We start from the raw sequence: 26,776 nt of genomic DNA, 5'->3' as shown, positions 1-26,776 counted from the left end.
TGCTAACGTACTGCAAAACCATCAGCCGATGAACACCACAGAAGTATTCCTGATTGCGCTCACCATTATCTACAGTCTGCCGTATTTGATTTGGCGAATCGGCAGGACAGACTATTTCGCGCCCCTGGTAGTGGTGCAGATCATTACCGGCATCCTGCTGGGGCCAGGCATTCTAGGTGCCCTATTTCCCGATTACTATGCGTTTGTATTCAACAAAGCCGTGATTCAGTCGTTGAACGGCATTGCCTGGTGGTCGGTGATGCTATTTGTCTGGGTGGCCGGTATTGAGCTGGATTTACGCCAAGCCTGGGAGCATAGAGTGGAGAGTAGCATCACCGCCGGCTTGGCGCTGGGTGTTCCTTTAGCGCTCGGTTGTATCGCCTCCTTAGGTATGTTGCTGTTTGACGGCTGGATGGGTAGCAAGGCCATGCCCTGGCAATTTGTACTGGGCATCGGAATGTCTTGTGCGGTGACGGCACTGCCGATATTGATTTTGGTGATGGAAAAACTGGAAATCCTGCGCCAGCCCATCGGACAGCGCATCCTGCGATACGCCAGCATGGACGATATTGCGATTTGGGCAGTCCTGGCCCTGATTCTATTGGATTGGGATCGGGTCGGCAAACAAGGGACTTTTTTATTGGGTTTTGCGATTAGCGCTTACGGCATTCGCAAACTGATGGCCTGCTTGCCGGAGCGCGATCGCTGGTATGTTGGCATCATCGCCTTAGCGGCAACCGGTTTTGCAGCCGATTGGGCCGGACTACATTTTATGGTCGGCGCCTTCCTGGCAGGTGCCATCCTTGATGGTTGTTGGTTTAATCAAGCCCAAATGGATCTGTTACGCCATCATCTATTACTGACGGTGATGCCGGTTTATTTCATCAGCGCCGGCTTGAAAACCAATTGGGCGATGGGCGGAACTGCGGTTTTGGTCGTCGCCGGCGTATTGCTGTTTGTCTCGGTATTCGGAAAGTTGCTCGGCACCCATCTGGCGGGAAAAATTCTGAAATGGAAACGCGGTGAAGCGTCGCTGATGGGCTGGTTGTTGCAAACCAAGGCCTTGATCATGATTATTTTTGCCAACGTATTGCTGGATAAAGAAATAATAAGCAGTGAAACTTTCACGGCGCTGTTGTTGATGGCCGTGCTTAGTACCATGTTGACGGTGCCGGTGGTGTCGCCGAAACTGGCGCGGATGAAGTCGATTATTTTCCGGTCGCAGTAATTGTTGTAAACACCGAGCGTAAAACACTTACTCGCTCAGCCCTAAAGCTTTCCAAAAATCCTCCTGCTTAGCGATGCCGAGCACGGCTTGCGCGGCAAGTAGCGCGGATACACTCACGCCCGCCACGCCGCCGCCTGGTCGCGTCCAATGACCGGTGTGATACAAGCCCGGCAAGGCACCAATTACGCTTGGCCTATTTGGACCGATCTGCTCAGGACTTGGAGCAAATCCGTATGCCGCGCCTTGCTGATTGAGGGTGTAGCGCTCCATGGTTCTTGGCGAACCGGACTCCACCACTAACAAATGATCGTTGAGGCCGGGAAAATGCCGCTCGGCCTTTTCCAATAAGCGCTGCTGAAAATCGCTCTTGGCGATGCGCCAGGACTGACCAAGGTCAAACGGGCACAGCGTGGTCAACATGATGATGCTTTGTCCGGGCGGCGCCAGCGAGGGATCGGCCAAAGAAGGCAACGTCGCCGAAAACCAGTTGCCTTGGCCGGTTTGGCTTAGCGCGTAACTGGCTTCGTGGTCGAACGAATCGAAGAAAAAGCCTTCATGGGCATGGTCTTGTTCAGCGAGGGGCAGGTCGGTCGCGATATAGCTGGCAAAGATTGACAGCGACGGTGACAGCTTCGCTAAGGCTTCGCAATGTCCGTTCGGCAAATGCTCCCGGCCAATTAATAACTCGGCGGTTTGCCGGGCGTCGACATTGGAAACCACTGTTTCGGCGCGAATCGCCTGACCGTTTTCCAATAAAATGCCGTTGGCTCTACCGTGCTCGATGCAAATGCGCCGCACGCTGGAATTTAATAAGACTTCACCGCCCTGATTTTCGATAGCCGAGGCTAGCTGATTGGCATAAACCTGAAAACTACCTCGACAGTAATAGCCGCCTTCGTAGGTGTATCCGGCCATCATGGCCGCCCAATACAGAAAAGACAGTTGCGACGGCGGCAAACCCAGATAAGGCCAGAGCATCGCGCAAGCGCTTTTCAGGCGTGCATCGACTAGAAACTCGTCCAAGGCCTCTGCTAATGTGGTGCGGCGGTAGCGAAACAAGTTGGCCAACATTTGCGCCGGCGAGGCCCGCGTCGCCCTACTCTGAGCCAACAGCTCCTCCGCCAGCATCGCCTCTTCGGCCAACACTTTGCACAGCCGGATTAGCGCGAATAGGCGGTCTTTTTCCTGCGGAAAGCGCACGGTCAAACCGGCAACAAATGCCTCTTCACCTGCCCGCAAAGAAATCTCCAGTTCCGGAAAAACCGCGCGAGCGTAAGACTGAACCGGAATGAAAAGGGCTTGAGGATCTATGCCTACCACACGGCAAATCTTATTGATGGTGCTGCCGTTGCCATAGCCTTTCGGACTGCAACCGCTGACCAAATGCACACCGGAATCGAAATAAAAATTGCGCCGCTTAAAGCCGTGCGCATAACCGCCCGGCCTGTCGTGCCTTTCCACCAACAGTACCGACTTGCCGGTTTTCGCCAACAAAGCGGCGGTGCTCAGACCACCAATGCCGGCGCCAATGACGACGACGTCGTAAACTTCTTTTTTCGATTCCCTGTAAACGCCGCGCATTGAATATCTTCTATAAGCTAAAAGCGGGTTAGCTTAGAAACAAACTTGACTGAACACAAGCAGCCCAGCGAAACCACGATAGGTAAAACGGTCGTGTTAACCGGATCACCCAGCTTGCAAATCGAAATTCAGCTTTTCCGTGAACAATTGGGACGGTCTGTTTTGAACAATTTTTGCCTTCGAGGAATTCATTAGTTAAAGCTCAAAAAATTCAAATCAATAATTACGAGTTAAATCTAATGATCACTTTTTAATCTATTATTTTGGTTGTGGTGCTCTGTATGTTGGCTTATCACTGATTTCTCTTAACATTTTAAGTAAATTGAAGCTCTAGACATCAGCACATCAGAGGCATAAAAAGCCCTTAAAACATGTATGGCTACACTATTTTTCCGGCAAAGCAGATTCAAAGTCATTGCTTGCGAAACTAGGGAACCCATGCAGGGTTAGTTTAATTCGGATCCGAACAGGATTCGCCAAAGACGATGGTTTTGTCGCGACCGCCAGCTTTCGCTTGATACAAGGCGGCATCGGCATAACTAATCATTTGGTCAATATCCGGCATTTGTTTGGATTGAAGTAAGTCGCCATTCAGACAATACAAGCCAATACTCAAGGTCAAATTAACCACCTCTTTATCGATAATCCATTCCAGGGTTTTAATTTCCTGCCGAATGCGTTCCGCAAATGTTCTACCGCTATCGCAACGGGTGTTGGTGAAAATCGCCACAAACTCCTCGCCACCAAAACGTACCAGAATGTCGGTATTGCGCACTTGCCGTTTTAACGCGTTAGCAACGCCGGCTAGCACTTGATCGCCGAACAAATGCCCGAAGCGGTCGTTAATGACCTTAAAATGATCGATGTCCATAACCAACAGACAAAAACTACTTTTGTAGCGCTTGTGATGAGCGATAACGACTTCGATTTGGTCGTAAAAAAACCGCCGGTTATGCAAGCCGGTCAATTGGTCATGCATGGACATACTGACAAAATGATCTTTCAGCTGATTGGTCTCCGCAACCAGGCTCTCCAATTCCGCCGTTCTGAAGGCAATTTGTTGCTCCATTTGCTGGACCAAGCGCCGGGTTGTAATGAGCTGGCCAAGAATATTTTTATACACTTCGAGCAGACGTATGTGCCACTCGCTGAAATAATGTGCTTGCGGATGGGAGACGTTCAAAACGCCAATCAGGGTTCGATTCAACGTAAATACCGGCACACTGATAACCGAGCCAGGCGATTGGTTGAGGTGTCCACTTTTTTCAAATCGCCTGTCTTCATGGCAATTTTGACAATGTTGCAAGATACCGGTCGCGGCAGCAGCGCCAATCAAACCCTCTCCTACTTTAAACCTTAGAGGGGTGTCGACCTTGGGTTCAGAGTTGTTCAGCTCACGAATACTGATGCCGGCGATATTGCTTAATAAGCCTTCGCTATCCACGATAAAAAAAGAACAGCGCTCCATGTCTTGATATTGGATAAGGCTGGCTAAGGCCTGACGGATAAGTGCTTTTTCATCATCGACTTGATAATCGATTTCGGACAATTGCTTCACTGCGGACAGGGCATTGACCAAGTCGATCAGCAGATCTTGCATGCCGAAGCCCGCCAATTTGGCATCCTGACTATCTGCGTTTTGCTGCTCCATTAATGCCCCATAATCGCTGCCAGTTTTTGCATAGCCGGCTGATTTTCCGGCAATTGTTCGGCGAGCTCGAGTATATTCTCAAGCGGTAACTCAATTTGCCGGCATTCCAGCTCAAACTCTAGCGGATTAATCGGCTCGCCGGCTATCACGGCTGCGCTTAATCGCTGACAAATCCGCAGCAAAACCAACAAAGGCTGCTCCATACCCTCAAAATACTTATTTTCGTAATTTTTTAATAACAGTTGATACAGCATCGGCAATTGCCATTTATGCAATAAAAAATAACCGATTTGATAATGGCTCTGCCCCATTTGTCGAGAAATCTCCTGAGCTACCGACAAGCGATTGTTTTTGCAATCGATAAGAATGCCATGCAGTTCATCGGGCTGCAGATAGCCCAACACCAATACACCGATATTTAGCAACAACCCACCTGAATAAATGGTCGATGGCGTAAACTCACGCAATTGAGGGATCTCAACTGCCAGTTTTTGCGCGGATACCGCCGTCGTTAATGAACGCAGCCAAAAGTGTTCGGCGTCGAATCCTTGGCATTTACGCGTATCGAATACGACGTTAAGGATAATCGCCATCGCCAGTGCTTTTACCAAGTCCAGCCCCAAGACCTGGAAAATGGCAGTGCGTATATCGGCCACATTTCTGCCACGTGCAAAATAGGCCGAATTTGCTAATCCAAGCAATCTGGCAACCAAGCTAGGCGATAAGGATAGCGCATCGGCCAGTTTATCAATCGGTATTTCCGGGGTGTTAATAGCAGCCAAAATTCGCAAACTCGCCTCGGGCAAAACCGGCAAGTTCTTTAGAGAATTCATTTGCAACTCAATTGCTTGCTTTACACCGGCTTTCATCAACCAGGACCATGACCTGAAATAATTAAACAAACCGATAGTTTGCGGTAATCGTTGCTACTTATGGCATCTTTTGGAATTATCATTGATTGACGCCTCCCTTTGTTGTGTACCCAATGCAACGCGATTAGAAACCTAGATACCACAGTTGACGCTTGAATGTCGACCAGCTGGTATTGGTCGCCATTGCTAAGCAGCGACCAACCGTGGTTAGGAGTATAGCGCAGATAAACGACGCTAATTTCGCCAGACATCGTATTGCTTCGCCAACTCAATAATACCAGCATCGTTAGCAAGCATTTGTATGGCATTGGCAGCGCATTCAACCAGCAAGCCAATATCACCAGTACGTGAATGGCGCTAACGATGAAAGTCAGTAACCGTGAGCGCCCTATAGTAAAATTCATGCTCTGTTCAAAATTTTTCGACACAAACGCCGCACCTTTTCCGAGCTAAGGTAAACTACCCTGCTAAATTATGTTTATGTTCTACTACAAATATTGCCGCCATGCTTGAAGACCGAACAGATCACGTAAACGCTTTTAGCGAAGCAACTTCATTCACCTTACCCAAAAAAAGCTTCGCTGCCACTGGCTTAGCCCTGATAGAAGCCCGCGGTCTGGATGCCGCAAAACTATTACAAGGCCAGCTGACATGCAATATTAACGACTTATCCGCATCGAAAGCCAGTATAGCCGGGTTTTGCAATGCCAAAGGCCGAGTAATCAGCACGCTGTTGGTTGTTAAGTCGCTGGAGTCTTTTTACCTGATACTGCCTGCGGACTTGCTCGACACCGTATTAAAAAAACTGCGAATGTATGTGCTGCGAGCCGATGTAAAGCTGTATGATCAAACCGAGAATATACAAATCCTCGGTATAAACTCCTGCCCAAATCTTTCGCCTGAGTTTACCCTTCCAGCGGACAGTTTCGCAGTCGCGCAAATACCGTTAACGACCATTAAATTACCTGGCGCGGCGCGCTACCTGGTGCTCGGCACGCCAACTGAAATTGATGAACTTACCTGCTTACTCGGCTCCCAATACGCTTTCGAATCCGGCAGCCTGACCGAGTGGCGCTATCACGACATCTCCACCGCCCTGCCCTGGTTCGACATTAGCCAATCGGAACAGCATATTCCGCAAATGTTGGGTATTGACCAACTTGGCGGCGTCAGCTTCAGTAAAGGCTGTTATACGGGTCAGGAAATTGTGGCTCGCAGTCACTATTTGGGCAAAGTCAAACGCGCGCTGTTTGTTGCAGAATGCCTGCTATTACCGGGCGGCGTAATTAGCGGCTGTAAGGTGTTGGACAGCATTTCGCAGCAAAATATGGGATGTGTACTGACCAATGCTGTCTGGGCCGACACAAACCGTGCGCTACTCGTCCTGCAAATAGTTGATGGACTGCCAAAAAACCTTATACTTGACGACGACTATCGTACGCCTGTGACGATAATTTCAGATCAATAGCGGAAAATTAATCCATGCAATTCAAATCTGTTCAAGATTTTTTAGTCCATGTACAAGCGGAACTGGACGCTAACCGATTAATCCTGCCTACCTTGCCGGACGTCGCTATCAAAGTGCGTGATGCCGTCAGTAAGGGCGATGCCACTGCACAGAGTCTGGCAGACATTATCGCTACCGACGCTGCCATTTCCGCGCGTTTGATACAAGTCGCCAACAGCCCTCTGTATCGCGGCACCATGGAAATTAAAAACATCCAAATGGCCGTAACCCGGCTTGGCAATAACACCATCCGCACCCTGATCACCAGCTTGATCATGCAGCAAATGTTCACGCCGACCACGGCCCTACTGGAAGGCTATTTCCGCAGCACTTGGGAGCAAGGCGTCAACGTCTCTGCAATTAGTCGCGCGTTAGCCGCATTCGTGCCGCATTTAAACGCCGATGAAGCAATGCTGGCCGGACTGATTCATCAAATCGGTAAATTACCCATACTGACCTTGGTCGAAAAAATTCCGGAATTTAAAGACAGTCCTTCCCGCTTGGATAAGTTACTGGAAAAAGCCCATCCACACGTCGGCAAACTGATCATGAATACCTGGAATTTCCCGGAAGAACTTAAATTGGTGCCGTCCGAATATGTGGACTTTCAGCGCGACTCCGGCCCTAAGGCTGATTATGTCGATTTAGTGCAAGTTGCGTTCCTACAAAGCATCGCCGGCACCGATCATCCGGCCTGTCGCGTCGATTGGAGCACCGTACCAGCGTTTGTTAAGCTGGGCATCGAGCCAGACGCTGAAATTTTAGAAATTGAAGGGGTTTCCGAAGAGATCGAACTCGCGCACTCGATGTTCCTTTGAGTAAGAAAAACACATGATAGCCGCCCAAGACGCCGCCCGTTTTCGCCGCTTAGGCACGCTTACCATCTTTGCCGTGTACTTCGTCATTTTGGTTGGCGGCATCGTCCGCGCCTCAGGTGCCGGCATGGGGTGTCCGGATTGGCCGACTTGCTTCGGGCAATGGGTGCCACCCACACACGAGTCACAATTGCCGGCCAATTACCACGAAATTTATGCCGCACGTGGTTATGAAAGCACGGCCTTCAATCCGGTGAAAACCTGGACCGAATATACTAATCGCCTGGTTGGCGTGACTATCGGTTTTCTGATTTTTCTGACGGCCTGGACCTCCAGGGTTTATCTGAAAGCCGATAAAGCGATTTTTTATTTAGCGTTATCGGTTTTTTTGCTGGTCGGATTTCAGGGATGGCTAGGGTCGGCGGTGGTGGCTAGCAACTTAAAGCCGTTGATGATAACGCTACACATGCTGCTGGCATTATTTATCGTCGCGCTACTAATCTACGCCATCGCCAGATCGCAAAAGCCGCTGCTGCAAACTATCGATAGCCATTGGCTGACACCGCGTTTTTCGTTGGTTTTAAAAGTCGCAATGGCAATGACCCTGTTGCAAGTGGCAATGGGCACTCAAGTCAGGGAAGCGGTCGATTACATCGCGCATGAGCATAGCTACATCGATAGGCAGTATTGGCGCGATAGTTTCCCTATCATTTTCTATATACACCGTTCTTTTTCATCGATCATTTTGTTTACCAACCTTTGGCTGGCCTGGAAAATCTATCAGCATGCCGATAAACACAGTTTATTACTACGCACGGCCTACGTGCTGATGGGCTTGATCGTTACCGCTATTTTGGCCGGCGTCAGCCTGGATAGGCTGGGTTTTCCCGCCGTAGCGCAGCCCGTGCATTTGTTGATGGCTAATCTGATTTTTGGCGTGCAATTTTTTATGTTTATCTGCCTAAATTACTCAAGCAATAAAGCAAGCCAGACAAGCTAGGATTTTACGGTAATTATCAATAAGTTAAGCAATATCAAGCCAAGTTGCGATACAATGCCGAGCATTGCTCGCCAATGGCCTGCCACTCTCTTTTTTTCTACAGGTATTATTAATGTCCGACACCCCTTCCTCCACCACGCCTTCCTTTAAAGAATTATCGCTTTCAGACCCTATTCTCAAAGCCCTGGAAAGTGTCGGTTACGAAACCCCTTCTCCGATTCAAGCTCAGATTATTCCTTTCGTGATGGCTGGCCGCGACGTGTTGGGCCAAGCACAAACCGGTACCGGTAAAACCGCAGCATTTGCCTTGCCGATTTTGTCGCGGATTAACCTCAATCAAAAAGACCCGCAAGCTTTGGTGCTAGCCCCAACCCGCGAATTGGCGATACAGGTTGCCGAGGCGTTTCAAAGTTATGCCGCGCATATCAAGGGCTTTCACGTACTACCGATCTACGGCGGCCAAGATTACACTAGCCAGTTGCGCCAATTGAGTCGCGGCGCGCATGTCGTAGTCGGCACACCCGGACGGGTCATGGACCATATGCGTCGCGGCACGCTGAAACTGGACCAACTGACTACTTTGGTATTGGACGAAGCAGATGAAATGTTGCGGATGGGTTTTATCGACGATGTTGAGTGGATTCTGGAGCAAACCCCATCAACACGCCAAACTGCGCTGTTCTCGGCCACCATGCCGACAGAAATTCGCAAAATTGCGCAGAAATACCTGAATAACCCCGAACAAGTGACCATCAAGGTCAAAACCGCAACCGCCGCCAATATTCGCCAACGTTACTGGTTTGTTAGCGGCGTGCACAAAATGGACGCTCTGACCCGGATATTGGAAGCGGAAAATTTCGACGGCATGATTATTTTCGTCAGAACCAAAACCGCTACCATCGAAGTCGCTGAAAAATTGGAAGCGCGCGGTTTTTCCGCCTCTGCGATCAACGGCGACATGTCGCAAGCCCTGCGCGAACGCGCTATCGACAATCTAAAAAGCGGCAAACTGGATATTCTGATCGCCACGGACGTCGCCGCTCGCGGCCTTGACGTTGATCGCATTACCCACGTCGTCAATTACGACATCCCTTACGACACCGAATCTTACATCCATCGCATCGGCCGTACCGGTCGCGCAGGCCGTACCGGCGACGCGATTTTATTCGTCTCGCCGCGCGAAAAACGTCTGCTGGCCAATATAGAGCAAGCCACCAAACAAAAAGTCGAAGAAATGCAATTGCCTTCCACCGACTTTATCAACAACGCCCGCATCAACCGTTTCAAACAGCGGATTACCGACACGCTGGCTGGCGAAGAACTCAGCTTTTACAACCAACTGATCAACCAATATCAAGTTGAACACAACGTCCCGGCACTGGATGTTGCCGCGGCGTTAGCCAAATTGTTGCAAGGCGATACACCTTTATTGATGAAGGAGCCCAGCAAAAAGCCACGCAAGGACGCCGAGGAAAAAGGTCGTTCAGAGCGTGGCGATCACGGTGATCGTGGCCCAAGACGGGAAAAAGGCCGGGTCGGCGCAGTGGAAATGGAAACCTTCCGCATCGAAGTGGGCCATAGTGACGGTGTAAAACCCGGCAATATCGTCGGTGCCATCGCCAACGAAACCGGTATAGACGGCGACCATATCGCCCGTATCAAGATCGAGGAACATTACAGCACCGTGGAACTGCCGGCGGGCATGCCCAAGGACCTGTTCCAGGCCCTGAAAAAAGTACGAGTAGTCGGTAAACCCTTGGATATTTCCAAATTTGATCCGGCCTTGGTGAAAAAAGACAAAAGCAAAAAACGGGTCGGCTCGCCTTCAAGACGGGGCAAAAACAAAGATCAAGCCGAATAACTGATTTGTAATCAGCCGGTCGCGGGTTCGAGCCCCATCGCCAGCTCCATATTTATCAAAGGCTTAGGTTGAAAAACCTAGGCCTTTTTTATTGCCTTCCGGCTTGCTGTGCCAAAATTGTGTCAGGGACTGCTTGGAGCTGACACAGACTTTCGGCATAACTTGCCAGATGATTTTGCCCCAGGTGCGCATAGCGCCGTACCATTTCCACCGACTCCCAAGCCCCCAGTTCTTGAAGCACATGCAACGGCGTACCGTTTTGTACATGCCAGGACGCCCAGGTATGCCGCAGATCATGCCAGCGAAAATCCTCGATCCCGACCCGTTTTAAGGCATGCCGCCAAGCTTTGGTATTCACATCGATCACCGGTTTACCATGATAGGTAAAAACCCGCGTTTGATGCTTGCCTAGCTGTCGTCTAAGCACTAAAACCGCCTCAGCGTTCAAAGGCACCGAAATCGCTTTCCGTGCCTTGGCTTGATCGGCGTGAATCCAGGCGACCCGCCTTTCAAGATCGACTTGCGACCATTCCAGGTGGGTGACGTTGGCTTGCCTCAACCCCGTTGCCAGGGAGAAGCGCACCATTTCCGCCAGATGTTCTGGCAAATCCTTGATCAAGGCCGCCGCTTCTTCGCGGGTGATCCATCGAATCCGCCGTTTCGGTTCCGGCAGCAGCTTGATTCTCGGTATCTTGTCGATCCATTCCCAATCCAAGGATGCTCGCCTGAGAATCGCCCGAATCACCGCCAACATTCGATTGACGGTGGCATTACTGACCCCTTCGCTTTTACGCTGGGTAATCAGTTGATCAATCTGATCACGGGTGATGCTATTCAGGCTAAGCGTCCCTAAATAAGGATCGAGCCAACGCAAATGATGAATATCATCATGCTGGGAAGCCTTGTGGCTGGTTTCATCCAACCACCGCAGCACGGCATCTTGCCAACTGCGCTCAGGCTTTTCCCCCAGCTTTTGCACTTCCCAATATTTTGCCTTTAGCCGGTCGTGGTACTCCTGGGCTTGCTTGCGGTCGTCAGTCCCAGTCGATTCGCGTATGCGCTCGCCGTTGGGTGTTGTGAACCGCGTCCACCAGATATTGCCGCGTTTAAAGAGTGACATCGTTTTACCTCCCTTGGTAAACCACTCTGCGGCGCTTGCCCAGCATCAAGATATAACGAGCGCAAATAATCGGCAAGATCATTTTGCAGAAACACCCAGCATTTGCCCGGCTTGGCACCCCGTACCAAACCGGCTTTGGCCTTCTGACGCAGCACAGCGGGCGACATATGCAAAAACTCGGCAGCCTGTTCCAGATCCAGCGTGACATGGCGATTACTCTCCATCTTTGACCTTCTTATATTGCCGGGCTTCCTCGCGTTTGCGTTCCTCATCCTCGCGGCGTGATTCGCTGGATTCATTCTTGAGGGTGTTGTATTTTCGGGCCTTGGCATTCACCTTATCCGAGACATAGCCAATAAAGGTTTTGCCGGTGGTGCGTTCCCGGTTACTGTGAAAGCGATTGGCATGGGCCAGGAATTCACCGAAACCTTCGCCTAGGTCGGTCATGCCATGAGCGGCCATAAACGACGTTAAACCGCCCAGACCATTGACGAACAACGATTCGTCGGACGGCAAACGCTCTTTTCTAACCCTTGCTAGCGGTTGATCAGTCCGATCGTTCCAAGGAATAGCCGACAGGGCATCCCACAACGGATGGCTAGGCCAGCGGCTTTGGTTTTCGTCGTCCGGGTTGGGGATGGTTAGACGTAACCAAGAAGCCGTGGCATAAGCCCATAACCCCGGCAAAGACTCCCGCAATTGATCGACCGAGGACACGCCTAGTTCTTTCAATGCATCGCGCTTAAATTCGAACTCCAACCGCCAAACGCTTTGGCCTTCTTGCCTGCCTAGTGCAGACCATAACGGCTTTAGATAATCCTTTTTGCTTTTTTCCAGTTCCTTTGTTTTGTCATATAGCCGACAGCCCATTGCACCGCCCAGGCCGATACTCCAGCCGGTAAACTTGCGCTTTTCGTAATGAATCCAGATTTTAGCCGCGCGGGTAATCCAGCTATTTTGCGCCCAAGAATCCATCACGATGGGTGAGAGGAAATCGGCAAACAAATCGGCGCGACTGATTTGCGCTTCACCTTTAACTTGGCCGAAGGTGTTGATGATATAGCGCAACCGTTCTTCGGCTTCCGTGACAGATAAAGCCGTCAGCATTTCACTGGAAACCTGCACATAAGCCAAGGGCAGGGCGCTAGAACTGCCGGTAGAGAGTTGAATATGAAAACAGTTATCGACTAACACATAAGCAAAGCGACCTTTGCCCTTATCGCGCACTTCAAACAGATGTTCGCCGATCCTAACTTGTGCATTCGAGCGTTGGCCTTCTTCGGTAGATTGCGCCGCACGTTTTAATCCTTCTAGGCGCTGATCCCAACCGGAAGCCAACTCGCCCCGATAGGACAGATACAAACTATCAACGCCACAGCGTAGTAATTGAAAATCAGGTTTGTCCTGTGTAGTTGGGTCTGTAATGTAATTTGCAGGTGCTGTGTTACTAGGCGGCGCACCTGTCCCCAGGCTTTCCCGGTCTTCAGTGTTGCCACCGTCTCGCGCGGTTTGCGGCTGGCCGCCGCAATCCCGCGACTCGTCGGCGGCTGCCTTGTGTTGGTTTTTCTGTGTTTGCTTGTCCATCGTTGTACCTCATTTTTTCAGTTGTTTGGAGGCACAAACGATGCAGGACGATTAGCGCGATGAAAATTGGCGCAGGGCTGGGAAAATATTTTTTAAGGCATGACTACCATTTTTAGGGCTTGATATTGCTGGGTTTCAGGTTAATCAGGAAATGGTCGACAACCATTTTATTCTTTCTTAGGTCGGCCTCTTTTGCCTTGAATGTGTGAAGGTGCAAGGTCTGCTATCCATCCCCGAACCGTCTGCTCCACATAAAAATTGCCACCCCCATATATTTGAATCAGATCATGCTTAACCATGCTGGCAATGTTAATATCGGGTTGTTCTTTCCATAGTCGTTCCGCGATTTGTCGGCAAGCGGTTCTGGCTGCTTGGCTGGCTCTTAGCTTGGCTTCCCCATCAGATTGAAGATCGTCCTCACCGGCCAAATCGTCAGCCTCAACATGATTCGGCTCGGATTCGTCATAGTTATCGATATATAAAACGGGTTCAATCTTCCATCCAGGCGGGAACCAAAATTCCGGGAGGGGAATGCCGAACATCTCGCACCATCGCTTAAAGTCCCATCGCATGATCCCGACGGACTTGAAGAATTTAGGATTGTATTTTCTGCCCCAAATACATTGCTCAATGTCGGTCAGGTGATAACGGATAAAAAATTCTGGCGGGCAATCTGATTTGGAGTGCCATTTTTCCATCGACAAATCTGAAACCAGATGAGCGTTTAAAATGGCATCGTTCATTAATCGGAAGGAGTCTTTAAGCTCCAGCGGCAAACCAAACCAGTGCTTTTTATCAGGATCGAGATTGTTCCAGCGATGGGCAATTTCCCAAATGCTTAAGTGGTCATTTAATAAAGGCATGATTAATCGAATTTATCAATTGAATGAACCTGGTGTCTATTGCGAAGGACGCTGCAATCACAGATGATAGACCATATAACCATTAGTTACGCACAATCAACAAGCATATGAACAAACTTAGCGACATAAAAAACGCTCTTATTAAGCGCGATGGACTCAAGTGTGCGGTCACAGGAGAAATCATCAAAGACCCAGACGAGCTAATGGTTGACTATGTTATACCTCGAAGCAAAGGCGGCAGTGATGAACTCGATAATCTTCAACTCGTAAAAAAAAGCGTAAATATCTTCCTCGCCAATGATGAAAAAAGAATCCAGACATTAACTGAGGAACTCAATAAGCGACAAAATGTATTAACTAATCGGGAGCGCGAACTTTTTGAGCGCGAGCAAGCATATAGACTTGAAATCGACCAGCAGAAAAAACAACTAGAGGAAGTTCGTTTAAACATTCAAAAGGAACAGTCTAAACGAGAAGCTTTATATGAGAGTCAAATCCAAGAGTTGCGGAGGGTGTAAGAATTTTTGTGTAAACGGCCATGAGGTAGGAAACTACCGATCCTGATGAGGATGAAAAAATGACCGTATCACCCAAAGCCATTCCTGATGAATTACTCGATGCCTTAATGTCGAACTATCAAACACCCGAAGACCTGATCGGTGCCAATGGACTGTTAAAGCAGTTGACCAAAGCCATTGTCGAACGCGCCCTGGAAGCGGAAATGACCGCGCATTTGGGCCACGGCAAGCATGAGGCGGTGACCAACGCCAATAGCAATGCCCGTAACGGCAAGAGCCGGAAAACGCTCAAAGGCGACTTCGGCGACTTACCCATCGAGATTCCCCGTGACCGTCATGGCGAATTCGAACCCCAGATTATCGCCAAGCATCAACGGCGCTGGACGGGCTTCGACGACAAGATCATCTCGTTGTACGCCCGCGGCCTGACGGTACGGGAAATCCAGGCCCATCTATTGGAGATCTATCACACGGAGGTGTCACCCACCTTGATTTCCTCGGTGACCGACGCGGTCCTTGAGGAGGTGAGCGCCTGGCAAACCCGTCCGCTGGATCCGATTTACCCCATCGTCTACCTCGACTGCCTACACACCAAAGTGCGGGACAGTGGCAGTGTGCGGATCAAGGCGGTCTATCTGGCTATTGGTGTCAATCTGGACGGCCACAAAGAGGTGCTGGGGCTGTGGATTGCCCAAAGCGAAGGCGCCAAATTTTGGCTGCAAGTGGTCACCGAGCTCAAGAACCGTGGCGTCAACGACGTTTTTATCGCCTGTGTCGACGGTCTAAAGGGGTTTCCGGAAGCGATCGAAACCGTGTTTCCCAAAGCCACTGTGCAGTTGTGCATCGTGCACTTGGTCCGTAACAGCCTTAACTACGTCAGCTACAAAAGGCGCCAGTCGGTCGCCGACGACCTCAAGCGTATCTATCAAGCCGCTACCGTCAGGGAAGCCGAACAAAAACTGGCCGAATTCGAGGCCAACTGGCACGAAGCCTATCCCACCATTGCCCCGATCTGGCGACGAAACTGGGACCGTATCATCCCGTTTTTCGACTATCCGCCCGAGATTCGCAAGGTGATCTACACCACTAATACCATCGAATCGGTGAACCGAAGCCTGAGAAAAATCATAAAAAATCGCGCGATCTTCCCCAGCGATGACGCATTATCCAAGTTGCTCTATCTGGCATTGAAGAATATCAGCCAAAAGTGGACCATGCCCGTCTATGACTGGAAAGCCGCATTAAACCGGTTTAGTATTCAGTTCGAAGACCGAATCCCTAACCGATAACTTAAACCCGTTTACACAAAATTCGGGATGCCCCCGAGTTGCGGGAAAATCTTATACTGCAAAAAACCTCTCTGGCCTCGAAGGAGGCTGAAGTTGCACAAATGCACGCCCATCTGAGTAAATTAACTCAAGAAAAAGAGCGAGAATTAGCTTCAGCTTTTGAAGAACTAGAACGCGAGAAAGAAAGATACCGCGAAGATAGCCGGAAACAGATTGAAAGTAGGTCTACAGCATACGTTGTGGAAACATTGGAATCACTTGATAAGTCTGCCAAAAAATATCATGACATAGGACGAAATTGGTCTATTGCAGGTTCATTAGCACTTGTTGCTGGCGTAGCAACTGGACTGTATTTCGGCGTTTTAGGACTGACTCCACTTGGTGGGAGGCCTGACATCTTGTGGTCAGAAGTATTTTTCTTTTCATTTAAAGGCGTACTCGTTATTGGTCTCTTTGTTGCTTTGGCGAAGTACTGCTTTACTTATGGTCAGTCATTTACACATGAAGCAATTAAGAATAGTGAACGCCAGCACGCGATTAAATTCGGAAAATTCTATCTAGAAACAATTGGAGCTGACGCGACCTGGGTTCAATTTAAGGAAGCTTTTGAGCATTGGAATATAAATTCCACTTCCGCATTTTCCGGGAATGACTCCGATAAGTTTGACCCAAAAATATTCGAAAAGGTTATTCAATTAGCCGAAACTGTCCAAAAGATAGGCAAAGGGAAATCGGATGACAAAGATACCTCGCCAAAAAAAGGCATAACTTAACTTAAGAGTGTGCCAGATTTGTGTCACGTTTAAGTGTGGCTGGTATGTAAATGATTGATAATTCAACTACGGCATAATGATGGCAAGCACCGTAGATTGTTGATTTTGAAAGACTTGTAAATTTGGTCTTTGGTTTGTAATCAGCCGGTCGCGGGTTCGAGTCCCATCGCCAGCTCCATATATATCAAAGGCTTAGGTGTTTTTCACCTAGGCCTTTTTTATTGGCCGTAGCTAAATCGTAGCTATCGGCATCGTCTTCAACGACGTGTAGCGCCGACAACCGATCGACATACCCAGCCAAATGCTCACTGGAAAGATGCGCATAGCGCCGCACCATCTCGACCGACTCCCAACCGCCCAACTCTTGCAGCACATGTAACGGTGTACCTGCTTGCACGTGCCAACTGGCCCAAGTATGCCGCAGATCATGCCAGCGGAAATCCTCGATACCGGCACGATCAAGAGCATTGCGCCAAGCCTTGGTATTCACTTCTCGAACCGGATGGCCCTGGTAAGTAAATACGTGGCTTTGATGCTTGCCCAATTGCTCGCGGATAATCACCACCGCCGCTTTTGACAGCGGCACGGCAATCGCCCGCCGGGCTTTGGCTTGGTCGGGATGTATCCAGGCACAGCGCCGCGTTAAATCGATCTGCGACCACAGCAAGCCGGTAACATTGGCTTGTCTCAGTCCGGTTTCCAGACTGAATCGCACCATCGCTTTCAGATGGTCCGGCAGTTCCAGCAGCAGACGATCAACCTCTTCGCGGGTGATCCAGCGGATACGGCGGCTAGGCTCGGGCAAAAGACGAATCTTCGGCACCTTATCCAGCCATTCCCATTCCAGCGCGGCTTTGCGCAGGATCGAGCGGATTAAGGCCAGCATCCGGTTGACGGTGCTGTTACCGACACCGCTAGCCAGCTTGGCCCGCATCAACTGATCCAACGCATCGCGGTTGATGGCATCCAACGCCACCCCGTTTAGGTGTTGATCCAGCCAACGCAAATGCGCCAGATCATCGCCCCGCGAGGCTTTGTGCTGGGTTTCACTCAACCAGCGCACGACCGCTTCATTCCACGAATAACCCCGTTTAGCGCCGAGCTTGGTTTGTTCCCAGAGCTGGACCTTTAAGCGGTCGTGAAATTCTTGGGCTTTGGTTTTGTCGGGCGTTCCAGTGCTTTTTTGTACAATTCGTCCGTTGATGGTGATCTTGACCCAATAGACGGACGAGTCTTTACGTTTAAAGAGTGACATAGGCTTATCTCCTGTTCACCCTGCAATGTTCGCCGCGAGTATTGTGAGCGGATGTATCCGATCAAGTCAATCTCGACAAATACCCAGCACTTGCCAATCTTAGCGCCCGGAATTTCACCGGCCTTGGCTTTGCTTTGTAACGTGACCGGATGAATCCGGAGCAGTTCGGCGGCTTGTTGCAGGTCGAGTGTGCTCATTCGGGTTCAGATACTACTAGGGCTTGGATGTGTTGCTCGACGGGTATGGCATCGCGCAGATCCAACCGGGACGGTATACCGGCAACCGACAAGGCCTGGACAATGTCCAGCGGTTCCTGGCCTAAGCCTTCATGCATCACATACAACAATTTGCCGTAACTCTGCCGGCAATGCTTAACCAAGTGATCGAAGCTGATCTTTAATTGATTACGGGTAGTTTTGATACGATCTTGAGTTTCCGATACCCAGGCCAAACACGGATAGCCACCGGCCAGGTAATCGCCAGGGCGAAGCAACACATCGAGCGGAATTGAGCGGTCTTTATTGTGTAATTCCAACTCCCAACGCACCCAAGGACTGAGCGGGTCGCCGAGCTGTTTGCCTTTCTCGTATACTCTGAGCAATTTGCCGCTGTCGCGGTTGCCGATATACAGCGTTTTGCCTTTGCCAGAATCGAAGTCATCGACAAACATCGCATTCGGTGGCCGGCCGTTGGTGGTGAACTGCCCAAGCGCTAGCATTTCCAGGCCAGCGGTGATGTTGTAATCACCGGCAAAATCATCATGGGCCAAGTCCACACGGGTGATTTTGGCATTAAGTAAAACTAACAGATCATGCACGGCCCGCCAATCTTGAATCGGCATACAGCCACCACCGTTCAAACTGATCAAACAGGTATTACCTTGAGACTTGCCACCGGTGGCGAGAATGCCGAAACCGTTGCCCAAATCCCAGAAATCCGAATACCCTAGATGGCCTTTGTTGCGGAAGCGAGTGGTCGCGTAACCGAAGGCGGCAAACAGTTGATCGTCAAGGCGTTGGCTGATCCTTTGACGGTCTGCGGAAATATTGTCGAAGGGAAAGGTGAAATTCAGCCAATCAATTAAAGCGGCTTTGGGGTTGTTTGGGGTAGGGGAGGTAATACTTTCCCCCCGTGTTACCAAACGGGGGGAAGCTTCGGCCAAAGTCTCCGCATCATCCATGCCCGCGCTACCCGGCGCCGGGTGCTCCTCACGTGCGTGCGCGCCCGGTCGCCGGCGTGGCGCTCTCACTTAATTGGGTGTGATGATCGGGCGAGGCTTGCCCGCCGCTCTGATTGTCCTGTGGAAAGATAAATTGCATAAATCACCGTTTTGGCTATGGCGGAATGGGATCATCCCGCAACGGTTGGGTAATTTATGCAGGTAAAAGCCAATCAGCACCCATCTCAAACGATCATTTGCGATGGTTGCGTTATTTGTATTTTTTGGTTTTCAGGAATAGCTCGGAAATGTTTTTTCGTGCACTGGGTTGCTTGTTATACAGCCCTAGACGATTCACGAACAGTGTTTCTAATTGCTCGCTGCTAAGGTTGTTCGCACCACAATCAACCAATACGGACATGACAAACCGTAATGGTTCGTGATGAATCCAAATTTTCCCAGAAGGTCCTTTAGTGGCTTTGTTAAGCACATTAAAGAATTTATGATCACTCTTCATCTCAGCAATGCTGATCCGACGCCTGACAGGCATACAAGCCATGACAGATCGATCAATACTGATAGCCTCGAATAGAGACTTATCCTTACCTTGACGAACTTCCTCAATCAATGTCGATAACGACTTCTGATAAATCATGATGCTTTTCATGGTCTTGATAATCGACATCACCGCAGCAATCAAATGCTGTTTCAGGAAGCGGCCTTGATAACCGTCATTCCAATCATCCGAATTCAGGTTATCGAAATAATCGAGAATGAATTGCTGGGGATCTTTGGCTTGAGCAGCTTGCTTTAGCATATCTTGCAAATCGAATACGAAAGCGCAGGCTGCGACGTGCTCATCAAGAGGGAGTTCATAGAGGTGACTCCAACTGAAGTCGCTGCCTAGCATTGAATCAAGCTCATTCTGATCGATTCCTCGGTATGCCTGCTCAACCTCAGGCACTTTAACGCGGAAATGTTTTACCAACGTATTGATTCTATCTAGTTGTTCACCAGTGAGTTTGCCGAAGGATTTGTCGTTCATTGACGGTGAAGCAATGAGATTAAAGCGGATTATAATAAAACCTAGTTGCGCGATCCGCCACCCAACCACAGGGACCTCCCGCCTCTGGGGCTGCCGCTTCGCTGCCCCGGCGGGTCCCTCCTGTGGATGGCTGGCGGGCGTGATAGAATTGCTAAAAATTCATAGGTCGCATATTGAATATGTTCTGCCAGTTTTTGCCATTTGTTCCCAGACTATGAACTTTGTTTACCCCCATCTTAATAATCGGAATTTCATGGACAAGAAACTACAAGTATTTATCTCTTCAACCTACAGTGACTTAAAGGAAGAGCGCCAAGCAGCAGTCCAAGCAATTCTAAAAGCTGGGCACATACCGGCAGGTATGGAACTGTTCACGGCTGGAGATAAAAGTCAGATGGAGACTATCAAACGCTGGATTGATGAATCCGATATCTATATGCTTATCCTCGGCGGTCGTTACGGTTCAATAGAACCAACGACTTCGCTTAGTTATACCGAGCTTGAGTATGACTACGCAGTAGAGAAAGAAATGCCATTATTTGCCGTGGTTATTACTGAAAAAGCACTTGACGAGAAAGTTAAGGCACATAGCATAGACTACATTGAGCGTCAGCAACCTGCCGCACTAGCTGGTTTTAAAGCTAAGGTCCTTGCTAATATTTCTTCATTCTTTGACGATGCCAAGGATATTAAGTTAACTGTCCATGAGACTATTGGTGATTTCATTGGCCGTTATAAATTTAGTGGATGGGTCAAAGGGGATCAAATCTTAGACAGCGCACCTTTATTAGATGAGATCAAGAGATTAACGACGCAACGAAACGATCTTGAGCAGCAACTTGCACAGCTCAAGAAAGTAAGTAATGGTGTTGCAAAAGCAGAAGCTGACCAAGTTAATCTCCATGAACTTGCATTATTACTAAGTAAGATAGAAATCGAAACACCGGTATTTAATGGATCAGAAGACGCGCAGACACCAAAATATGATCTGTATCGCTTATTTACGGTCTATTCAAACTACATTGTCACTGGAATTACTAATAAAGCGGCAAGTAGTGATATTGAAAAATTCCTTTATTACAACGTCTGCACAAAATTGCAGGTACACGGTTTAGTGAAGAATGAAAAAGTGGCAGGTGTTCAATGGCGCATGTTCAGTGTGACACCATTGGGTGAACGATTTTTAGCATTTGCCGATCGTCTAAAATTCGAGGCCTCAACTAATTTGATCTCACAAACTTGACTCTCCGGTTGAGTCATAATTTTCCGTAGCTAAATCGTAGCTACATTAGACGGTTAATAGCTTGTTCTTCGCTTTTTGAGGCTGTTTTTGGTTACGGCGGACATTGCAAGACATTGATTTAATTGATGGTTAAATGCAAATATGATATTTGTAATCAGCCAGTCGCGGGTTCGAGTCCCATCGCCAGCTCCATATATATCAAAGGCTTAGGTTTTTTACCTAGGCCTTTTTTATTTGCTGTACCAAATTTGTACCAAGTCTGGCGTTGTCTGCGTACTCGGCAAGATGACCAGGCGACAAATGAGCATAACGCTGTACCATCGTTGGCTCACTCCATCCGCCCAGTTCCTGCAAATTATTAAACGGTGTGCCGTTCTGCACATGCCAACTGGCGGTTTTGGGTGCATCTCTAGAATTCTGCCATGATTTTCCGACTAAGACCATGCGCATATATCTACTGCCAGCCGCCACCAGGGTGTTGTATTGGCTCAGTTTCCGACATTGAAAGGAAAGGTAACCTCACCCCTGAGTGTGTACGGTCGCCCGCTCCTACGTCGCTGAATGACCCTCAGCCCATAGGGTGATGGCCGGCTCGCTTCGTGGCATATGATTCGATAGCCCTTTCAAGCTAGTGCTTGCCCGAAAATAAAATAGGCAATAAGAATCAACAAGCTAGGCCCTGTTTCCAAAACGAAGAGGGTGGCGGAACTAGGGAAACGGCGTTGCAAAAAGCGGTTTTGCGCCCATTTGCGTCACTCAGGGCAAAATCTTCGCGCTGCCGCTCAGCAAAAACTCCCCAGTATTAGAGTCGCTTGGTATCATTGCTCTATCATGTGAATGCCAACCGGGAGAGCAACGATGCGAGTTGTGAAAGCGGAACAAATGAGCGTGGGTGAAGTGGACATTGCAGAGATTGTCTTCGATAAAAAATCACGGGACGACATTCCCAAGGTGTTATGCGGGTTACAGCACCTGTATCTGAACCAGCCACTGCGCGAAGCGCTGTTTGCCTTGCTGGAATCCGAACTGCTGCCGAAAATCGACAAGGCTTTGGGACGCCCCGGCATGCCGTTGTGGAATATTTTTGTCTGTGCGGTGCTGCGGCTGGATTTGAACCCGGATTACGATCGCCTGCACGAATTGGTCAACCAGCACGTGACGCTCAGGCAAATGCTCGGGCACGGACCATTCAACGAGCATCAATACAGCTATCAAAGCCTCGTGGACAACCTCAGGCTGTTCACGCCGGAATTGCTGGACAAAATCAATACGCTGGTGGTGCAGGAGGGCCACGTCCTGGTAAAAAAGGGCGGCGCAGCCCTGCGTGGGCGGTGCGACTCCTTTGTGGTTGAAACGAACGTGCATTATCCGACCGACATGACCTTGCTACTGGACGCGCTGCGTAAGCTATTGACCTTAATCGGACGCGGGTGTGAGGCCGTGGGCCCCCGCGACTTTCGGCAATACCGGCACAGCATCAAGGCCTTCAAGCGCCTGGTGCGCGCTGCGCAAATGAAAAAGCGCTGCAAAGCGAAGGCGGCCGAAGGGGCTACCCTTGATCCTGCGCAACAAGCCCATCAAACTCTGCTGGAAAGCGCCCGAAAACAGCTGGACAAAGTCGGGCGTACACTGACCCTCTTGCAGCACGTTCGGCCCGATGCGCTATGCCTGGACATACAAGGCTTTATCGTCCATGCCGAGCGCCAGATCGAGCAGATCGAACGGCGCGTGATGCATGGCGAAGTTATCCCGCACGCCGAAAAAGTGTTCTCCCTATTCCAGCCGCATACCGAATGGATCAGTAAAGGCAAAGCCGGCGTGCCCGTCGAACTGGGTGTGCGCGTAGGCGTGGTGGAAGACCAGTACCGATTCATCCTGCACCACCGGGTGATGGCAGGCGAAACGGACGACAAGGTTGCGGTCGCCATCATCCGGGATGCCCAGCACAAGTTTCCGGACCTTCGGGCCTGCAGCTTTGACAAAGGCTTTCATTCGCCCGCCAACCAACAGGATCTGGCAAAGCAGTTGGATCAGGTGGTGCTGCCGCGCAAAGGCAAGCTTTCCCAAGAACGCCGGGCTATCGAACACAGTGTGATGTTTAAACAAGCGCGCCGCCACCATGCAGCCGTCGAATCGGCCATCAATGCATTGGAAGTACACGGTCTAGACCAATGCCCCGACCACGGCATCGCCGGTTTTAAGCGCTATTTTGCATTGGCCGTTGTGGCACGCAACATCCATCGTATCGGCGACATCCTCTGGCAGCAAGAGCAAGCGCGCGAAAAACGACGACGAGCGGCGAAACAAGGTTGGCAGAATAAATCCGCTGCGTAACCGATTTGGCAACCGGAACAACCATGGGCTGCGATGCTCAGGCGAAAGTACGCAAAAAGGACAGGAATTTGCGCGGCTTTCACCTCAAGCACTGGGAAACCGGCTCGTTTGGCAGGAGGACAATGTCGCACAGAGCCGGATTCCCCAAAGTCAGACGGATGACAGCGCTGAAAATGATGCTTTTCGGACTAGCACAAGCTAACAAAAAAAGAGGGGATATTGGTTACCTTTCACGGTATAAGCTACCACAATTAATATACCTGCCTCAATTCCTTGCGCTCAAGAGCATTTAATGGGTCTATCTCACGCCAATTAACAAACCAATACTGTGTGGAATATGACGCCAGGAAATCAACAAATTCTTGCTTGGTGGCGCTATAGCTAAACCGCTACACAAACGATTTATATATTTTCTTTTGCGTTTGTTATCAATGTAAGGGCAAGTAAGAGAATCCAAAGTCAAGCATGCAAGCTCAGTATCGGACAAAACATTTGACAGATTTTGGAGCTTTTCATCTATTTTTTTAAAAACATTTGCCCGGATAGAGTCATATTGGGAATGATCTTTTATATAGAAAAGACAAGAAACAATACCTGAATCAGTGTTGCTATCAGTTTAAACGTCCGCCAGCATTCGAATGAGGGTCATTTTTTCGACTACCCAACCAGCCCTGCGTTGTTCTTCTCAATCTGCAGATGCGTTTTCTCTCCAAAAAGCCTCTGCCAGCACCTGTTCTGGCCATTTCGGCAGCCAATGCACAAACGGACGGCGCCCCGGTTAGTGAGTAGCCGGGGTGAGTCCGTATGATTGTGCGTTTCCGGCCGCGTTTATCCCGGTACGGCAGCTGGCTGAATCACCAACCCTGCTGCAGATACTCAAATAGCCGGGCAACGGGCGAGAATTGGCCCAAATCCAGCCACCATTGTCTTGCTTTGTGGATAACCTGCGCGGCCCGGTACATGATGTCCTGTAACACCGTTCTAATCCGCCGCCGCTTGGCCGGGTGTCGGATCGGCGCCAGATCACCCAGCAAGCCTAATTGTCCAAGCAACCGCAGGCAGTTGTAGGCTAGCATCCCCAAGCGCAAAATGGCGTCGTTGGTGTCAAACCCTTCGACTTCGCTCAGGACAGGTTTGCCTGATGGCAAGCGTACCAGGTCGAGGTCGGTCTTGAATTCGGAATGAAACTGTTCATGGGTGCCGTGATCGCGGTAACGTTCGATGACCAGCGCTTCGTCGTCGTCCAGACTGGTCCACCAGCCTTCCAGTGCGATGTCGGGCAACAGCAGGTGTTGTCCTCGCCGGTCGATGGTGCGTTCGATTAGGCGAATCACCAGGCGAAAGGTTCGGGTTTGTTTGCCGAAGGCGCGTTCGACGTTCATCGAGAACAGCGCTTCGCGTTTGCCGGGGCGCTTTTCGACGAAGCGACCTGCGGCCTCGGCCTGCATTACCCAGGTTTCTTTAGCCTGGCGACGTGGATTCCACTTCACCAGATAGTCGAAGCGCCGGTCGGCGGCCCAACGCTCTTTTTCAGCGGCCGCCGCAAACAGCAGTTTGGCACTGTCGAAGCCAGAATCCTTGCGCATCAGTACGGCTTGTTCGGCTGACACCAGACGTTCGACACGCGGCAACAGCCGTTCGAGAAAATACTCGATCTCCAAAGACGAATGCCAGCGTCCGGGGCGAAGCTCCAGGCCAACACTAAAGTGGACCCCATTGTCCAGACAAATTATGACTCAGTTTAAGATCGAACCCTGTTCATACTCCAGCTGAATGGCGCTGTCCCAATTCTTCTACACGGGAACAAGCTTCCGCCTTCCCGTTAAATTTATCCACAATCTTGGCGCCGCCGCCTACAGCCGTCCGATACACATCATCCGGCGTTTTGTAATCCAACGATTGATGCAGGCGCTCCTCGTTGTAAAACATGAAGTAGCGAGTCAAGCCCATCAACAATTCCTGCAGGCTACCGTGCTGTTTCAAATACACCTCTTCGTATTTCACCGTTCGCCATAGCCGCTCGACAAAAATATTGTCCAGAGCCCGACCTCGTCCGTCCATGCTGATCGTGACGCCGTGCTCGATCAGGACGCCGGTGAAAGCGTCACTGGTGAATTGCGATCCCTGATCACTATTGAATATCTCTGGCGTTCCGTAGGCCTTGATGGCTTCTTCCAAACAGTCCACACAAAACCCGGCATCCATGGTATTCGACAACCGCCATGACAGCACTTTGCGGCTATACCAGTCGATGATCGCCACCAGATTGACAAAGCCACGCGGCAACCGAATATAGGTGATGTCGGTACTCCACACTTGGTTGGGCCGGATGATGTCGAGGCCCCTCAACAGATACGGATAAGTCTTGTGCTGCGGATGCGGCTTACTGGTATTGGGGCCGGGCGCCATGCCCGCCAATCCGAGGGTTTGCACTTGTGCCCTGTGGGTATCAAGCGCTGAACCCGCTTGCGATTAACCACCTGTCCGCCGCTACAGAGGTACCTCGTCATCCGCCGAGAGCCGTAAAAAGGATGCCGCGTATATGCCTCATCGAGCAAGCGCAGCAACAGGCCTTCATCTTCGTCAACAGCTTTCAGTAAACGCTTTTTCTGCTCGTATACCACAGAACGCGTGATCTTGAGCAATTGGCATTGCGTTGATAACGCTATCTCGTCGTCGGCTGCTATCCAGGTTTGACGCACCTCTACAGGCTGATCCCAGACTTTTTTCTAGTGCCCCGTGTGGGTATTAAGCCAGTCCAGTTCCATATTGAGTTGCCCGATCTTGGCATATAACCGGTCCGGATCGTTCTGCGCATTGACCGGTTTCGGCCCTCGCTTGCCGTCGAACAGACTGCCGGCATTGTCCAGCAACTCTTTTTTCCATTGGCTGACCTGGGTGGGATGCACGCCGTGCTCTTGGGCGATCTCATTGATCGTCTTCGTGCCTCTGACTGCTTCCAAGGCAACCTTTGCCTTTTGCGCCCCTGTATATATCTTCCGCTTACTTTCGCTCATTTCCTGTCTATTATTTTCCGTCAGGGCATAGCTTAAATTACTGTCCAGATTTCGGGGTCCA

The 26,776-nt window shown here is 50.1% G+C and carries 22 protein-coding genes and 2 pseudogenes; 10 read left to right on the top strand and 14 right to left on the bottom strand.

Annotated elements, in window-relative coordinates; translation table 11 throughout:
* The first annotated feature begins 28 nt into the window (after window positions 1-28).
* Window positions 29-1,228, top strand: a complete 1,200-nt coding sequence (locus EBA_RS10730) for a cation:proton antiporter (RefSeq protein WP_192374714.1) — start codon at window positions 29-31, stop codon at window positions 1,226-1,228.
* 27 nt (window positions 1,229-1,255) lie between these two features.
* Here EBA_RS10730 and EBA_RS10725 read toward each other — a convergent pair whose 3' ends face one another.
* The 4 genes from EBA_RS10725 to EBA_RS24910 all read right to left on the bottom strand — a co-directional run bounded on the left by EBA_RS10725 (window position 1,256) and on the right by EBA_RS24910 (window position 5,736).
* Entirely contained in the window at window positions 1,256-2,809 is a 1,554-nt protein-coding gene (locus EBA_RS10725; protein ID WP_192374713.1) for a phytoene desaturase family protein, read from the bottom strand.
* Window positions 2,810-3,260: 451 nt separating this feature from the next.
* Window positions 3,261-4,460: a sensor domain-containing diguanylate cyclase gene (locus tag EBA_RS10720; RefSeq protein WP_192374712.1), complete on the bottom strand. Its 1,200-nt coding sequence runs from the start codon at window positions 4,458-4,460 to the stop codon at window positions 3,261-3,263.
* A complete protein-coding gene (locus EBA_RS10715; RefSeq protein WP_192374711.1) occupies window positions 4,460-5,293 on the bottom strand; it encodes an HDOD domain-containing protein in 834 nt (277 codons plus the stop codon). Before EBA_RS10715 ends, EBA_RS10720 begins: the two co-directional genes overlap by 1 nt.
* 35 nt (window positions 5,294-5,328) lie before the next feature.
* On the bottom strand, window positions 5,329-5,736 hold the full coding sequence (locus tag EBA_RS24910) for a protein YgfX (protein WP_407663548.1): 408 nt from the start codon (window positions 5,734-5,736) through the stop codon (window positions 5,329-5,331).
* Between the two features lie 101 nt (window positions 5,737-5,837).
* Between EBA_RS24910 and ygfZ the strand changes: the two genes are divergently transcribed.
* From ygfZ to EBA_RS10695, 4 genes are all read left to right on the top strand, one after another.
* A complete protein-coding gene (ygfZ, locus tag EBA_RS10710) occupies window positions 5,838-6,800 on the top strand; it encodes a CAF17-like 4Fe-4S cluster assembly/insertion protein YgfZ (RefSeq protein ID WP_192374710.1) in 963 nt (320 codons plus the stop codon).
* A gap of 14 nt (window positions 6,801-6,814) precedes the next feature.
* Entirely contained in the window at window positions 6,815-7,657 is an 843-nt protein-coding gene (locus EBA_RS10705; protein WP_192374709.1) for an HDOD domain-containing protein, read from the top strand.
* A gap of 13 nt (window positions 7,658-7,670) precedes the next feature.
* The gene (locus EBA_RS10700) at window positions 7,671-8,654 is read left to right on the top strand and encodes a COX15/CtaA family protein (protein ID WP_192374708.1); all 984 of its coding nucleotides are present in this window, start codon (window positions 7,671-7,673) and stop codon (window positions 8,652-8,654) included.
* 112 nt (window positions 8,655-8,766) lie between these two features.
* Window positions 8,767-10,515: a DEAD/DEAH box helicase gene (locus tag EBA_RS10695; RefSeq protein ID WP_192374707.1), complete on the top strand. Its 1,749-nt coding sequence runs from the start codon at window positions 8,767-8,769 to the stop codon at window positions 10,513-10,515.
* An 88-nt stretch (window positions 10,516-10,603) separates the two neighbouring features.
* Here EBA_RS10695 and EBA_RS10690 read toward each other — a convergent pair whose 3' ends face one another.
* From EBA_RS10690 to EBA_RS10675, 4 genes are all read right to left on the bottom strand, one after another.
* Window positions 10,604-11,611: a tyrosine-type recombinase/integrase gene (locus EBA_RS10690; RefSeq protein WP_407663597.1), complete on the bottom strand. Its 1,008-nt coding sequence runs from the start codon at window positions 11,609-11,611 to the stop codon at window positions 10,604-10,606.
* Window positions 11,512-11,859 carry a helix-turn-helix domain-containing protein gene (locus EBA_RS24905; RefSeq protein ID WP_407663547.1) on the bottom strand — a complete coding sequence of 116 codons (348 nt, stop codon included), beginning with the start codon at window positions 11,857-11,859 and terminating at the stop codon, window positions 11,512-11,514. The genes EBA_RS10690 and EBA_RS24905 overlap by 100 nt, the downstream gene beginning before the upstream one ends.
* Window positions 11,849-13,219: a hypothetical protein gene (locus EBA_RS10680; protein ID WP_192374705.1), complete on the bottom strand. Its 1,371-nt coding sequence runs from the start codon at window positions 13,217-13,219 to the stop codon at window positions 11,849-11,851. Before EBA_RS10680 ends, EBA_RS24905 begins: the two co-directional genes overlap by 11 nt.
* A gap of 167 nt (window positions 13,220-13,386) precedes the next feature.
* On the bottom strand, window positions 13,387-14,082 hold the full coding sequence (locus tag EBA_RS10675) for a hypothetical protein (RefSeq protein WP_192374704.1): 696 nt from the start codon (window positions 14,080-14,082) through the stop codon (window positions 13,387-13,389).
* Window positions 14,083-14,189: 107 nt separating this feature from the next.
* Here EBA_RS10675 and EBA_RS10670 point away from each other — a divergent pair, with 107 nt between their 5' ends.
* The 3 genes from EBA_RS10670 to EBA_RS10660 all read left to right on the top strand — a co-directional run bounded on the left by EBA_RS10670 (window position 14,190) and on the right by EBA_RS10660 (window position 16,662).
* Window positions 14,190-14,600, top strand: coding sequence for an HNH endonuclease (locus EBA_RS10670; RefSeq protein ID WP_192374703.1), 411 nt, complete (start codon window positions 14,190-14,192; stop codon window positions 14,598-14,600).
* 59 nt (window positions 14,601-14,659) lie between these two features.
* Entirely contained in the window at window positions 14,660-15,889 is a 1,230-nt protein-coding gene (locus EBA_RS10665; RefSeq protein ID WP_192374356.1) for an IS256 family transposase, read from the top strand.
* A 101-nt stretch (window positions 15,890-15,990) separates the two neighbouring features.
* Window positions 15,991-16,662, top strand: a complete 672-nt coding sequence (locus EBA_RS10660) for an ATP synthase subunit B family protein (RefSeq protein WP_192374702.1) — start codon at window positions 15,991-15,993, stop codon at window positions 16,660-16,662.
* Window positions 16,663-16,846: 184 nt separating this feature from the next.
* On the opposite strand, the gene EBA_RS10655 is transcribed toward EBA_RS10660, so the two are convergent.
* From EBA_RS10655 to EBA_RS10640, 4 genes are all read right to left on the bottom strand, one after another.
* Entirely contained in the window at window positions 16,847-17,854 is a 1,008-nt protein-coding gene (locus EBA_RS10655; protein WP_407663596.1) for a tyrosine-type recombinase/integrase, read from the bottom strand.
* Window positions 17,791-18,114, bottom strand: coding sequence for a helix-turn-helix domain-containing protein (locus EBA_RS24900; protein ID WP_407663546.1), 324 nt, complete (start codon window positions 18,112-18,114; stop codon window positions 17,791-17,793). The genes EBA_RS10655 and EBA_RS24900 overlap by 64 nt, the downstream gene beginning before the upstream one ends.
* Entirely contained in the window at window positions 18,111-19,166 is a 1,056-nt protein-coding gene (locus EBA_RS24725) for a replication initiation factor domain-containing protein (RefSeq protein WP_192374700.1), read from the bottom strand. The genes EBA_RS24900 and EBA_RS24725 overlap by 4 nt, the downstream gene beginning before the upstream one ends.
* 181 nt (window positions 19,167-19,347) lie before the next feature.
* On the bottom strand, window positions 19,348-20,121 hold the full coding sequence (locus tag EBA_RS10640; RefSeq protein WP_192374699.1) for a hypothetical protein: 774 nt from the start codon (window positions 20,119-20,121) through the stop codon (window positions 19,348-19,350).
* Window positions 20,122-20,374: 253 nt separating this feature from the next.
* On the opposite strand from EBA_RS10640, the gene EBA_RS10635 reads away from it, so the two are divergent.
* Together EBA_RS10635 and EBA_RS10630 are read left to right on the top strand one after the other, a co-directional pair.
* On the top strand, window positions 20,375-21,364 hold the full coding sequence (locus EBA_RS10635) for a DUF4062 domain-containing protein (RefSeq protein WP_192374698.1): 990 nt from the start codon (window positions 20,375-20,377) through the stop codon (window positions 21,362-21,364).
* A gap of 858 nt (window positions 21,365-22,222) precedes the next feature.
* Window positions 22,223-23,698: an ISNCY family transposase gene (locus tag EBA_RS10630; RefSeq protein WP_192374697.1), complete on the top strand. Its 1,476-nt coding sequence runs from the start codon at window positions 22,223-22,225 to the stop codon at window positions 23,696-23,698.
* A gap of 828 nt (window positions 23,699-24,526) precedes the next feature.
* Here EBA_RS10630 and EBA_RS10625 read toward each other — a convergent pair.
* Window positions 24,527-25,404 (bottom strand): annotated as a pseudogene (locus EBA_RS10625) (transposase); the annotation flags it as partial.
* A gap of 52 nt (window positions 25,405-25,456) precedes the next feature.
* A pseudogene (locus EBA_RS10620) lies at window positions 25,457-26,715 on the bottom strand (IS3 family transposase).
* Window positions 26,716-26,776 lie beyond the last annotated feature (61 nt).

The sequence above is a fragment of the Methylomonas albis genome (assembly GCF_014850955.1).
In the GTDB taxonomy this organism is placed as follows: Bacteria; Pseudomonadota; Gammaproteobacteria; order Methylococcales; family Methylomonadaceae; genus Methylomonas; species Methylomonas albis.
This window is presented reverse-complemented; position numbering and strand designations above follow the sequence as displayed.